Source organism: Sneathiella sp. P13V-1 (genome assembly GCF_015143595.1).
In the GTDB taxonomy this organism is placed as follows: domain Bacteria; phylum Pseudomonadota; class Alphaproteobacteria; order Sneathiellales; family Sneathiellaceae; genus Sneathiella.
This window is the reverse complement of sequence record NZ_WYEU01000004.1, coordinates 157,964-171,666: the sequence shown is the minus strand read 5'-3', so window position 1 is coordinate 171,666 and position 13,703 is coordinate 157,964. Positions and strand designations below refer to the sequence as shown.

Annotated in this window: 10 protein-coding genes and 1 pseudogene; 5 read left to right on the top strand and 6 right to left on the bottom strand. The window is 46.1% G+C overall.

Translation table 11 applies throughout. The features are described from left to right. The 3 genes from GUA87_RS16325 to GUA87_RS16315 form a co-directional block, all read right to left on the bottom strand. Positions 1–1,599, bottom strand: a complete 1,599-nt coding sequence (locus GUA87_RS16325; protein ID WP_193717688.1) for an acyl-CoA carboxylase subunit beta — start codon at positions 1,597–1,599, stop codon at positions 1–3. A gap of 173 nt (positions 1,600–1,772) precedes the next feature. Further along, the gene (locus GUA87_RS16320; RefSeq protein ID WP_193717687.1) at positions 1,773–3,410 is read right to left on the bottom strand and encodes a thiamine pyrophosphate-binding protein; all 1,638 of its coding nucleotides are present in this window, start codon (positions 3,408–3,410) and stop codon (positions 1,773–1,775) included. Between the two features lie 146 nt (positions 3,411–3,556). Continuing rightward, positions 3,557–3,874: a TraR/DksA family transcriptional regulator gene (locus tag GUA87_RS16315; protein ID WP_193717686.1), complete on the bottom strand. Its 318-nt coding sequence runs from the start codon at positions 3,872–3,874 to the stop codon at positions 3,557–3,559. A 523-nt stretch (positions 3,875–4,397) separates the two neighbouring features. Here GUA87_RS16315 and GUA87_RS16310 point away from each other — a divergent pair. Genes GUA87_RS16310 through GUA87_RS16300 form a run of 3 tightly spaced genes read left to right on the top strand, consistent with a single transcriptional unit; the run spans position 4,398 to position 8,061 of the window. Next, positions 4,398–4,928, top strand: coding sequence for a PAS domain-containing protein (locus tag GUA87_RS16310; RefSeq protein ID WP_193717685.1), 531 nt, complete (start codon positions 4,398–4,400; stop codon positions 4,926–4,928). Between the two features lies 1 nt (position 4,929). Then, the gene (locus GUA87_RS16305) at positions 4,930–6,168 is read left to right on the top strand and encodes a methyl-accepting chemotaxis protein (protein ID WP_193717684.1); all 1,239 of its coding nucleotides are present in this window, start codon (positions 4,930–4,932) and stop codon (positions 6,166–6,168) included. 36 nt (positions 6,169–6,204) lie between these two features. Next, positions 6,205–8,061, top strand: a complete 1,857-nt coding sequence (locus GUA87_RS16300; RefSeq protein WP_193717683.1) for a PAS domain-containing protein — start codon at positions 6,205–6,207, stop codon at positions 8,059–8,061. Positions 8,062–8,063: 2 nt separating this feature from the next. Here the strand turns inward: GUA87_RS16300 and GUA87_RS16295 are convergent, their stop codons facing one another. Continuing rightward, positions 8,064–9,458: a cryptochrome/photolyase family protein gene (locus GUA87_RS16295; protein WP_227712110.1), complete on the bottom strand. Its 1,395-nt coding sequence runs from the start codon at positions 9,456–9,458 to the stop codon at positions 8,064–8,066. Positions 9,459–9,599: 141 nt separating this feature from the next. Between GUA87_RS16295 and GUA87_RS16290 the strand changes: the two genes are divergently transcribed. Further along, positions 9,600–10,652 carry a porin gene (locus tag GUA87_RS16290; protein WP_193717681.1) on the top strand — a complete coding sequence of 351 codons (1,053 nt, stop codon included), beginning with the start codon at positions 9,600–9,602 and terminating at the stop codon, positions 10,650–10,652. A 42-nt stretch (positions 10,653–10,694) separates the two neighbouring features. On the opposite strand, the gene GUA87_RS16285 is transcribed toward GUA87_RS16290, so the two are convergent. Together GUA87_RS16285 and GUA87_RS16280 are read right to left on the bottom strand one after the other, a co-directional pair. Beyond that, on the bottom strand, positions 10,695–11,558 hold the full coding sequence (locus tag GUA87_RS16285) for a crotonase/enoyl-CoA hydratase family protein (protein WP_193717680.1): 864 nt from the start codon (positions 11,556–11,558) through the stop codon (positions 10,695–10,697). A gap of 65 nt (positions 11,559–11,623) precedes the next feature. Next, positions 11,624–12,778: pseudogene (locus GUA87_RS16280) on the bottom strand (acyl-CoA dehydrogenase family protein). Between the two features lie 140 nt (positions 12,779–12,918). Here GUA87_RS16280 and GUA87_RS16275 point away from each other — a divergent pair. Beyond that, the gene (locus GUA87_RS16275; RefSeq protein ID WP_193717679.1) at positions 12,919–13,695 is read left to right on the top strand and encodes an IclR family transcriptional regulator; all 777 of its coding nucleotides are present in this window, start codon (positions 12,919–12,921) and stop codon (positions 13,693–13,695) included. The last annotated feature ends 8 nt before the right edge of the window (positions 13,696–13,703 follow it).

Genomic DNA, 13,703 nt, shown 5'->3' with positions numbered 1-13,703 from the left:
TTACATCCGATAGACTGGTGAATACTGATCAACATTAGGTGTTGATTGAATGATTGAAAGGCAAAGCCCCATAATGTCCCGTGTCTGCGACGGCGCAATTATTCCATCATCCCACAATCTGGACGTCGCGTAATAGGGATCGCTCTGTCGGCCATACTGATCCCGCACCGATTTTTCCAGTGCGTTCAGCTCTTCTTGCGCCGCGGCACTACCATCCAGCTTGCCTCTGCGAAGCTCCAGCATCACGTTGGACGCAATATCCGCTGACATGGTTGCAAGTTCTGCATTTGGCCAAGCGAACATGAAGTCCGGCCTGAAACCACGACCACACATGCCATAATTCCCGGCCCCGTAGGATCCGCCAATAATCACAGACAGGCGCGGCACCTTAACGGTCGACATGGCATAGACCATTTTCGCGCTGTTTTTCGCGATGCCGCCACGCTCTGCTTCGGATCCAACCATGAAGCCTGTAATGTTATGTAAAAACAGGATTGGAATATTTCTTTGATCGCACAGCTGAATAAACTGGGCCCCTTTCATAGAACTATCTGAAAAAAGCGCGCCATTATTTCCAATGACACCAATGGGATAACCATGAATTTTCGCAAACCCGCAAACCAGACTCTCTCCCCAGGCAGGCTTAAACTCCTGATAATCACTATCGTCAACAAGGCGTGCGATGACTTCACGCACATCGTAAGGGATTTTACGATCACTATTGATGACGCCTGTCAGCTCTTCCGGACTATGTCTTGGGGGCAAAGCCTCACCCAACGGCGGCGCAATACGCTCCATATTCAAATTGGCGACAATGTCACGAAGACGTGCAAGCGCCTCCTCTTCATTTTCCGCCAAATGATCACTCACACCCGAAACGGTGCTGTGCATTTCCGCACCGCCCAGCGTTTCACCATCGACCTCTTCGTTAATCGCGACCTTTACAATGGAAGGCCCACCAAGATGAATGCGGGCATTATCCTTCACCATGATCACCTGATCAGAAAGCGAAGGGATATAAGCGCCGCCCGCCGTACAACCACCGAAAACAACAGAGATCTGAGGGATGCCTTCAGCTGACATCTGGCACTGACGATAGAAAGTGTTTCCGAAATGGTCCCTGTCAGGAAAAACCCGATCCTGCTCCGGCAGGTACGCCCCACCGCAATCCACCAAATACAGACATGGCAAACGATGATTAGAGGCAATTTCCTGGGCACGGATATGCTTTTTCACCGTCTCATGGAAGAAGGATCCCCCCTTAACCGTGGCATCATTGGCAATAAACATACAAGGAGTACCGGAGACAATTCCGATACCTGTCACAATTCCTGCGGACGGGACCTCGTTTCCATACTGCCCGAAAGCCGCCAGTGGAGAGAGTTCCAAAAAAGCTGTTCCTGGATCAATAACTCGGTCGATACGATCTCGGACGAGAATTTTACCTCGTTTGTGATGACGCTCAACTAGCGCTTCACGACCTCCGCCCACCGCTTCACTCATGCGCTCCCGCCAAGCGTCCAACAACTCTTCAAATGCGCCAGCATTATGGGCAAATTGATCTGAGTGCGGATCGATTTTACTCTCTATTACTGCCATATCAGCTCCACCATTTTGGTCGATCACGGGTCAAACTTAGTTGACCGCTCCCTGTTATTTATTTTTGTTTCTAACAAACGTTAGAAAGTTTATTTGCCGCTGTCAATACGGTTTTGCCAATAAAAAAACCCTCGCACTTTCGCACGAGGGTTTAGAACGTTATTTACAAAGGATTATTTCCCTCTCAAGCCTGAGATAGTTGCCGTTGGGGAAATCGCTTCTGGATCAATCTTGATATGGATAAGTGCAGCAAATTTCGAATTCCGCGCCCGCTCCAACGCAGCGGGAAACTCTTCGGTTTTGACAACAGTTTCTGCGTGAGCCCCATAGGCCTTTGCCAACGCCGCAAAATCCGGGTTTAGAATATCCGTACCGGAAATTCGGGAAGGATACTCCCTTTCCTGATGCATTCGAATGGTACCATAGATGCCATTATCGATCAGCAGCACAATGACTTTGGATCTATATTGCATGGCGGTTCCAAATTCCTGCATGGTCATCTGGAAACACCCATCACCCGCAAAACAGAAAACTTCTTTATCCGGGCAACGCAAACCACCTGCAACGGCGGCTGGCAAACCGTAGCCCATAGAGCCAGAGGTTGGTGCCAGTTGACTGCCAAAACTCCGGAATGGCCAAAAACGATGCAACCAAATGGCATAGTTCCCTGCCCCATTTGCCATAATCGCATCTTCAGGCAGCACCTTTATCAAGTGCTTCATAACTTCACCCATCTGGACATCGCCAGGAATCTTAGGTGGATTAGATGTCCAAGCCAGATATTCTTCATGAACGGTTGGGTCAACAGCACGCCCCTCAGGCGTTGCCTCTTTCATCATTGCATTCAGGAAAGTACCTGGTGTGGCATTGATAGAAACATTGGCCCGGTAGATACGACCAAGCTCTTCTGCACCACTGTGGATTTGCACGATATTTTGCTTGGGCACCGGAATATCAAAGGAAGAGAAACCCTGACTTGGGTTTTCAGAGAAACGGGCACCGAGAAGGATAACCAGATCACTATTTTCCAACCGGCTCTTCAACGCGGGATTGATGCCCAGACCTACGTCGCCCGCATAATTGGGATGCGTATGGTCAAACAACTGCTGACGGCGGAACGAACAACCGACCGGCAGACCCCAATCTTCTGCAAACTTGTGCACTGTTGCGACATCTTCTTCTGTCCAACGCGTTCCCCCTAAAAGAAGGAAAGGGTTTTTAGCCTCTTTCAAAAGATCAACAACACCGGCAATAGCCTCTTCAGTTGGAGCAGGATCTGCCACTTCAATATAAGGTGCGGGTTCTACATCTGCCACATCGCGGAGCATATCTTCCGGCAATGCAATCACCACAGGACCTGGGCGACCACTCATGGCTACATGATAAGCGTGAGAAATTACTTCGGGGATACGGTCTGCATGGTCAATTTCTTCGACCCATTTGGCAAGATCACCAAATGTCTGCCGATAATCCACCTCCTGAAAGGCTTCACGTCCTTTCATGCGGCGGCCAATTTGTCCCACGAACATGATCATCGGGACGCTATCCTGCTTCGCCACATGAATACCTGACGCTGCGTTTGTCGCACCTGGCCCCCGTGTCACCATGCAAATGCCGGGACGTCCCGTCAGCTTGCCGTCAGCTTCTGCCATCATGGCGGCCCCGCCTTCTTGCTTGGCAACAACCGTTTCTATGTCACTGTCATGCAACGCATCCAAAACAGCGAGATAACTCTCACCCGGCACACAAAAAACCCGATCAACACCCTGCGCTTCAAGGCATTCTACAATCAGTTGACCACCTGTTTTCATTCCACTCCAAGTCCTTCTGACTTACATATTTTACTCGCAGGCAAACCTAGCACTAAGATGCTGGATACAAAAGATACCTTTCGCCAAGCAGGCATAAAAAAAGCCGCGCATAAAAGGCGCGGCTCTTATTGAAGTTCAATTACTTCTTATTCAGCACAACTAATGCAAAGACCTGCATATGGCAGAACCTTCAAGCGCTTCTCACCAATATCACCGCCACAAACGGAACAAACCCCATAAGTATCGTTTTCGATACGTGTGAGCGCATGATTGATCGCCTCAATCTCTTGAAGGGCTTCTTGTTCAAGACGCTCCATCACCTCTTCATCTTCACGCTCGTGCGCCTGTTCGGAAAAATTTGTACTATGCTCAGAACGAAGTGCGGCTTCCATCTCACTCACACGCTTGTTCAAAATCAGCTTACGTTTTTCGAGCTCTACTTTAATTTCATCTAGTGCCAGCATTACATCACCTTCTCTTTTAAGCGACCACCACTCGTCCAGTCATCTATGTCCAATTCTCCCATAAGGCGTAAACAAAATCGTTGACTTTGATCAAGGCCCCAACATCACCTGTGGTCAAAAAACCCACATTTCCAGTCTATGTGAGCAATTTTTATTTGCGTCTCGCCTCTTCTTTGAGCTGTAGTAAGAACAATTCTCTTCTATTATTATAGAGCAATCATACAATTAATATCACTAGTACTTATAGACTAACTTTTAGATATTATTTTTAAATTTAGTGATATTAGTCACATATGTAACTAAAAATAATATATCGTTATAATTCAAATAGTTAGACAACTTATTTTCATTTGCATTTTTCTCTCGACAGCATTAGAACATTAATTTTTTCATAACCTTTAAGCTGTAATAATGATTGATATTAAACAATACCAAAATGGACATAACGCGAAAGCAAGTACCCATCACTTAGTACCCATCACTTAGTATCCATCACTTAGTATCCAGCGGTTATTAAATCACTATGAACAATTTTGATATAGTTACAGTGGATGAAGAAATCACCTTCAGCCCTGATGAAATCATTGTTTCTAAAACAGATAAATCCGGAAAACTCCTTTATGCAAACGACGTTTTTTGCCGCGTCGCGGAAATGTCTACTGATGAAGTTATCGGCAAACCTCACAATTTAATCCGGCACCCTGATATGCCACGGGTCATTTTCAAACTTCTTTGGGACACCATATCCAAAGGAGAAGAGATATTCGCCTATGTGAAAAATCGATCTAAGTCGGGTAAGTACTATTGGGTTATCGCTCACGTTACCCCAAGTTACGATGCACAAGGGCAGATAAACGGCTATCACTCAAACCGCAGATCTCCAACCAGATCCGCGATTGATAAAATTAGCGATATCTACAAACAACTGCTTATTGAAGAAAACAAGCACAGCAACCGCAAAGATGGCCTGGAAGCAAGTGAAGGCATGCTGCAAAAAATGCTGGAAGATGCCGGCATGACGTATAGCCAATTTGTCTGGTCACTGGGGAAGTAACATGTTCAGCTTAAAGAAAAAAAGTAACGCGAAAAACTTCAACGCGTCCAATGATGATCAGTCAACTGCTCAGTTGCAGGAGAAGCTGTCACTCTATGAACGTGCATTTGAGGCGATTACGGACCTGGTTGAAAATACTGCGAACGGCAATCTCTCTGAAAGAATTGTTCATTGGGACAACTTCGGTGAACTGACCCCCACTCTTTCAAAGCTTAATCAAACCCTTGATCTGGCTGACGCGTTCGTGCGGGAATCCAGCGCCTCTTTGCAATCAGCCATGCGCAAAGAGTATCATCGCACTTTCATGACCCAAGGCATCTTGGGAGACTTTGGCAACGCAGCAGAAATTATCAATTCGGCTTCCGTTGGCATTAAAGAAAAAGAGATTGAACGCAAAGAGCAACTGCAGTCGCTTTCTGAAGAGTTTGAAGATCACGTTTTGAAAGTCATCGAAAACCTGTCGAGTGCAACGTCTCAAACAAATGCTCAAGCCCAAGAACTGATCAAGCACGCTGAAGTCAATAAAGTACAGGCGAAAGAAGTGTTCAGTGCATCCGAGCAAACTCACGTTAATGTTCAAACCGTTGCCTCTGCCTCAGAGCAACTATCTGCGTCCATTCAGGAGATAACTCGTCAGGTGACTAGTTCTTTTGAAAAAACAAAAGAAGTGGCAAACAACACCACACATACCACGAACCGCATCAATGAACTTAATCAGTCTGCGGCAACCATTGATCAGGTTGTTAAGCTAATCAGCGACATTGCTGGGCAAACCAATTTATTGGCCCTGAACGCCACCATTGAAGCGGCAAGAGCGGGTGAAGCTGGTCGTGGCTTCTCTGTTGTCGCCTCTGAAGTAAAAACACTGGCGCAACAAACCACCAATGCGACGCAGGATATCGAAGAACAGGTCACTGACATTCAGGAAAAAACTTTATCCTCTGTAACCGCGGTCAATGAAATCACCGGATCTCTGGATACTTTAAAGGAAATTGCTCAAGCGATCTCCGCTGCAGTTGAGGAACAATCCTCAGCAACAGATGAAATCAGCCGCAACATTAACGAAGCCTCCAACAGTACAAATCTTGTTTTCAAGAATATGGAAAGTGTACGGAAGAGCGCTGAAGATACCGCAATCGGAGCGAACGAAGTTCTAACTGCCGCAAATCACATTCAAAATGAAATCAACATCTTGAAAAACAAATCTCAAGAATTTGTCAAATCCATCCTAACCAGCTAGTTCTCAGCCCCCATAGTTTTAAGTAAAAGTCCCGAAATGCAACTAACCTGCGATAGTCTGCAACTCCTTGCCGATAACCTAAAAGATGATTTTCCCTTCATGGTGATTTCGCCTGATGGGCAAATCGAAGAGTACAATTCACTGCTTTCCGGCGTGTATTCCGATAAGGAAAACCGGAAAACGGCTGAAAAAATTGCTAGTCTTTATTGTGAAAACAAACACCATGTCCAACGGACAAAAGCCATAGCGGTTAATGGCGAGAACCATTATATCGACTGGAGGCTAACACCCATCTCACAAGAAGACGGGCCAAAAATAGTTTGTCTGGGAACTGACGTCAGCGAGATAGAAAATCTATCGAAACAAATTGCCAGAACTAGTGCTTTCGCAAAAGTTGGGTATTGGCGTTTTGACATTCATAACCGTGAAATTTATTGGTCAGATGAGATGTACCACATTCGCAATGTGGACAAATCAGACTTTGTGCCTACTCTGGATAAAGTTCTATCAGGCTACGGCGATGACCAGAAAGCTGAATTGCAGGACCGCTTTCAAAAATGCCTTGATAACGGAGAATCCTTCATAACAAGGATGACTGTTGATAAAGAAGGTCAGGAGACTGTCTACCTTGAAACGCAAGGTATCCCTGAATATGACAGCGACGGAAACATCGTTGCCATCTCCGGCACCCTGAGAGACCGCACTCAAGAAGCCGTCGCAGAAGAAAAGTACCTTATTGCTCAGGAGAGCCTCACCAACCTCAATCATGTCTCGGAACACTTGAGGCAAACCCTGAACACTCATGCGCTTGTTTCCATTGCTGATGTTGGTGGACGCATTATTTTTGCCAATCGCAAATTCTGTGAGATCAGCGGATACTCCTATGAGGAATTGCTAGGCTCCAACCATCGCCTTCTCAAATCTGAAACTCAGGACGATGCCTTCTTTAAAGAGATGTGGAAAACCATTAGCTCAGGAGAGGTCTGGCAGGGCGAGATCTGCAACAGAAACAAGCAAGGCGAGCTTTATTGGGTATATTCCACTATTGTTCCTTTTTTGAACAAGAAAACCGGCAAACCAGAGCAGTATGTTTCTGTTCGCACAGAAATTACCCATCAGAAAAAAATGCAGTCAAAGCTGGATAAACTGTTCGAAGAAGCCATGGCAGGCAGCGAGGCCAAATCGAAGTTTATCTCCAATATGTCTCATGAGTTCAGAACACCGCTCAATCACATCATGGGCTTTTCAGAACTCATTATGAATTTCTCAAAAGAGGAAGGCATAAAGGAAAACGCCAAACATATTCTGGCCGCAGGTAATGAACTTCTTGAAAAGGTCAATAATGTCCTGCAACTCGTTGACCAAGGAGAACCCAATCAAGGCCATAGAGAGGTATTTGATCTTGGTTACATGCTGAGAACACGTTTTGTTGCCAATTTCCAATCGAATATGCTAGCTGAAAACAGGCAGTTTGAAATCGACCTTCCAGAAGGTGAGTTTGTCATTCAAGCGGATCCGCTAGATGTTTTGACGATCACAAGAAAGTTGACCGACAATGCCCTCAAATTTACAAATTCAGAGGACAAGATCGCAGTTTCTTTGGGCAATAATCAAAGTGGTGATGTTGTCATCAAAATCGAAGATACAGGTCCCGGACTACCCGAAGAAATCAAAAATAGCAGCCTCAGTCCCTTTACCATTGGCGAAACAGTAATCACCAAATCAAAATCAGGAATGGGTGTAGGGCTTCCTCTGTCGAAAAAGCTTACAGAGAAAAATGGTGGCCAGTTCAGTGTTGAATTAGGTGAAGGCAGGGGAACAACCATCACCCTCACCTTCCCTAACGCAGACAGAAGACATCATGTAGATCCACAATTCTCAACTGCATCTTGAATCTAATCTGAAAGAGCCCTTTTATATTCTTTCAGGGCTCTTTTTCTGCTGTTTATAGTATCAACGATTGGGGTTGGATAGTCTTCCCCCAAGATAACACCTGCCCCTTCAAGAATCTTTTGGGAGGCCGTCCAAGGTGCATGTATGTGCGTATGCGGTAGATCAGAAAGTTCAGGCACCCATTTTCTGATGTAATGACCCTCTTTATCAAACCTTTCAGATTGAGTTACTGGGTTGAATACCCGGAAATACGGAGCCGCATCAGCCCCCGAACCAGTCACCCATTGCCACCCGGCAGCGTTATTTGCTGGATCAGCATCCAGCAAATTCTCTTCAAACCATTTCAAGCCTTCTCGCCAGTCTATAAGCAGGTTTTTAATGAGAAAAGAAGCCGTAATCATACGCACGCGATTATGCATGTAGCCACTTCTTCGAAGCTCCCTCATTCCCGCATCTACTATTGGGAAGCCAGTTTTACCTTGTTTCCAGGCATTCAATGCAATCGCATCATCTCTCCAGCGAATATTGTCATACTTCTCTTTAAAAGCACGGGATTCCAAATCCGGAAATTGCAATAAAAGCTCAAGCGAAAATTCGCGCCACAATAACTGCCGAATATAATTTTCGGCATCCAGTTCCTCTTGAAACAAAAGGGCATTTACAAGCATTTTCGAACTTATTTCACCGAAATGTAGATGAGCAGATAACCCTGACACCACATCTTCCGCAGGGTAATCGCGCCCTGTTTTATAATTGGCACATTTGTTTTTGATAAATTCTATTGCCTTCTTTTTAGCACCGCTTTCACCAGGCTCCCACCGATCCCTAAAATTCGCAGCCCAATCAGGGTGCTTGGGCAACAGCTTCCAGTCCTCAAGTTTATCTCCACAACTAATCATTCCTGCTTCAGGAAGCCTGTCGGGTAGTTTTGGTGCAATGTTCAATCTGACATCCAATGATGCAGCTTTGTAATATGGGGTAAACACCTTGTAAGGAGCACCGCTGCCCGTAACATATTGCTGTGGCGTCACTAACCGATCACAAGAAAACCTAAACCGGTTATCCAAATCCGACAATTCCTGATCAACTTTATCCATTAACGGATGATAGGTACGATTTGCATAAATCGTTAGCCCACTATTTTTAGAAGCAATGTCGGATATGATTTGAAGGCTATTCCCCTTCATTAAGATGAGTTCATGCCCAAATTCAGCAAGATTTTTTGAGAGCTCCTGAAGGCTATGATGCAACCACCAGGCCTGTGCTTTGCCCGCAAAATCCAACCGCTTTTCATCCAGTATGTAGAGAAAACAGATATTTTCGGCATTCTCCAAAGCCGCAAGAACGGCCTTATTGGAATTTAAACGCAAATCTCTTCGAAACCACACCAGTGACATTTTTGGCGACACGCACACAACTCCATCTCAACTTTAATTTTCAACTTGCTTTTAATAATCATTCCTATTATCAAAAAACATCTTCACAGGAGACTTCCCCGCTCCGTCAGTAAAACAATTTGAGCATCAGAACAAACCATCATGAAAAAAGCATCCTTAATAGCACTCCCTCTCCTTGCTCTTGCGCTACCTGTAGTAGCGGCAGAAGACAGTTATCCAAAGATCTCAGGTGAACTTTCCCTGGAATTGGAAAACGACTGGACATTCAGATCAGATGACAATGCCGCTGAACTTAACGATCTCTACCCCACTCTTACGTTAGGCACCACGGTTGAGTTCACTCCAGAACTCTCTCTCAACATGGAAGCCACTCTTGACCCAGTTGAAGATGCAACAGATGATCGCGCTTTCGAAGATCTGGGCGCTTATCTCAACATCATTACGATCAATTACGACACTGATACTTTTGGCGTCTATGCTGGTAAATTCACCCCCAACTTTGGTTTAGCATGGGATGCGGCGCCTGGAATTTTTGGCGCTGACCTAAATGAGGATCTGGAGCTGGCAGAAATGATCGGCCTTGGTGGTCATATCAATTTCAACGTTGGCGGTATGCATACGGTTTCCGCAAGCACCTTCTTTGCTGACACAACTTTCCTCAGCGACAGCCTGGGTAAAAGCCGCGGCCCTCTAGATGAAGATGATGGCGGCCCCGCAAACACAGAAAGCCTCTCTTCCTTTGCATTGGCACTCGACGGTGAATTTGAAGCTGCTGAAGGCTTCCGTTACCACCTTGGCTTTACATCTCTCGCTGAGGGTGATGATGGTGATGAAAACCAGTATGGTTATGTAGCTGCCGTTGAATATGAAATTGGTTTGACCGAAGAAGTTACTCTTACTCCGATTGCAGAATATGCATTCCTCGATAATGCAGGCGGAATTGACGACGCTGATACACGTTACATCACAGCTGGTGTCGCACTCGGTTATGGAAACTGGACAGTCTCTACTGCATACCAAAACCGCCGTGCAGATGACGGTACGAATACGGTCACAGATTATGTTGCTGACTTTACAGTTGGCTATGCATTCGATTTTGGCTTGGAAATGTCTGCAGCTTACCGCCGTGCCGAAGAAGACAATATCGATAGCCAGGGCTTGGGTATTTTAGCTGCCTACACCATCGAGTTCTAAGAGACAAAATTAAAAAGCCGGGCTAATCGCCCGGCTTTTACTTTACTTCCATTCAGGTTCTTCATCCCAGTCAAAACCGGAAGGCGCACCGCCTGAGACAGCATCCTTAAATTCCGGCTCTCGTTTTTCAAGGAAAGAGAGAACACCTTCCTTACCGTCCCGAACACTGGAATGATACATAGTCCGGCTTTCCAGCTTGTGAGCCTCCATCGGGTGATCTGCTCCCATCATCCGCCAAAGTAGTTGCCGATTTACTGCCACCGACATTGCACTGGTACCATTGATAAAGCTCTTAGCCATTTCCTTTGCACGATCCAAAAGGTCATCTGGCGCTACAACTTCACTCACCAGCCCACCTGCCAAGGCCTCTTCGGCGCCAAAAACACGGCCCGACATTGACCATTCCAGTGCTTTTGACATCCCGACCAAGCGTGGTAGGAACCAACTCGCACAGCTTTCAAGTGTTACACCCCGTTGAGAGAACACAAATCCGAACTTGGCTTTTTCACTTGCTAGACGGATATCCATTGGCAATTGCATTGTCGATCCGACACCAACAGACGCGCCGTTAATGGCACCAATCATCGGTTTTTTCATTCGGAACATACGAAGGGTCAGAACACCGCCTAGATCACGGTTTTTTTCCATATCAGGTGAATTGGCATCAACAGTCTCATCAAGACCAAACACATTGCCATCACTTGAAAGATCCATACCTGCGCAGAAAGCGCGGCCATTTCCGGTAAAGATGATGGCGCGGACATCATCATTTTCGTCAGCTTCATCCAGCACTCGGATTAACTCTTCCCCCATTTCGATGGTGAAAGCGTTCATATTGTCCGGGCGGTTCAGACGAATAATAAGGATGTTGCCATCCAGCTCGGTTTGAATGGTGTTTGTTGTCATTTTTATTTTCCTTAAACTAGATGCACGGACGATAAAAAGAACTGCGCCTCACGTAAAGGGTGAAACTATTTTTTACCCGGATGAATGTTCATATATTTGGCAACCACTTCCAACATAATCTCGTTGGCGCCCCCGCCAATGGAGGCGAGGCGCATATCCCTGTAAGCGCGGGAAATATAATTTTCGTTCATCAAACCTTGGCCACCCTAGAACTGCAAACATTCTGTTGGTATTCTCATGGTGAGCTTACCGATCAGATATTTGCCCATGGATGCCTGTTTCGTAACATCCTCGCCTTCCATGTATCGCTCTGCTGCGGCATATAATAACGACCTTACAGCCTCTACCTCTGAACTCATTTCCGCTAACTTGTGGTAGACCACCTGATTATCTAAAATCGCCTTCCCAAACACACTTCTTTGCGATGTATATTCAATGGTATCTTCAATGATCACATCCAGCGCCCTAACCCCTCGCGCCACCGCGAACATCCGCTCTTCCTGAAATTGCTCCATTTGATAAATGAAGCCTTTTCCTTCTTCACCAATTCGGTGGCGCACAGGAACTCTCACATCATCGAAGAAAAGTTCTGCCGTGTCGGAGCATCGCAAATTCATCTTATCTAGCTTTCGGGAAACCGAGACACCCGCAGTGTCAAGGGGCACGACAATCAGAGATTTATTGAAATGTCCGCGGCCCTCACCTGTGTTGCATAGAAGACAGATCCAGTCTCCTTGAACGCCATTGGTGATCCACATTTTGGAACCATTGATGACGTAATCATCACCATCGCGACGAGCTGTGGTTTTGATTTGCGCGACATCCGATCCGGCGGAGTTTTCGCTTACCCCAATACATCCGACCATATCACCGGCAATAGTCGGGGCCAGAAAGTTTTGCTTAAGTTCATCACTGCCATATTTAGCCAGTGCTGGTGTACACATTGTGGTTTGCACCCCGATGGATGTGGAAACCCCGTTCCCTCTTATATCCCCCAACGCTTCTGAAAAAACCATCTCATAGGAAAAATCGAGATCCAGACCACCATATTCCGCAGGTTTCCCAATACCCAGTAAACCTGCATCTCCTAGTTTCTTCATCACCTTATGGGCTGGATAAATCTCTTCTTTTTCCCATTCCTCGATATACGGATTGATATGGGTTTCAATGATTTTCTTTGTCGTATCGGCAAGTTGCTGATGCTCGGGAGTGAACTTCATGATCCACCTCGTATTTTCTATACAAAATTATTATTCTTATAAACAAAGAAGCACTACCATTCTAACCTTGACCCAATGCCAGCAAATCAGCAATTAAATAATATTGAAAAGCATATTCTAATTTTCTATTGAAAAAAATTATGACTAACAGTGATAAAAAGGGCCCCCAAAAAAAAGTTGGGGCAGCCATTCTAACCATCGAAATTTTGCGCGAGCTGGCCAAGCGCAAAGGCGCAATGGGTGTCACCTTACTCGCCAGGCATATCAACAGATACCCGGGCACTGTATATTCCGTACTAAAGACCCTGCAAGATGAAGGGATTGTCAATTTCAATCCCTCTAATAAAACTTACAGCCTCAGTTACGCAGGCCTTCTGGAAATTGTTGGGCAACAACAGCCAGATGACCTGCTGCTACGCGTTGAACCAGAAATGCGGATCAAGGCAAATGAACTTGGGACATGCCTCTACTTGAGCCAGCATATCAGAACGGGGTCGATGCTCGTTGTCTCCCGGGCAACCCCGGACCAGCCCGTAGCGATCTTCACCCGAGTTGGCACCCGTTTCCCAACATGCGTGGGGGGTGCTGGTCGCCTACATGCTGGGTGGCAAAACCTGGATAAAGATCATCTCGCGGCATCTTATGAGGATATGAAATGGGTTCGGGGAAAACCTGATGTCGATACCTGGATTGACCAAGTGCACCGGGATATCAAACAAGGCTTTGCCTACGAAGAAAACAGCTTGCCTGAGGGGCTGGCCAGTATCGCTGTCCCTCTTAAAAGTCAGGATACGAAAATCAAATACATCTTCAATGCAATTGGCCCGCGCGGTAACTTTGCAGGCGACGGGATGGACGCCCATGTGACGGCCCTAAAGTCACTCGCGGATTTCGCTGAGAACATCCTGAAGAAATAAAAAAGGCC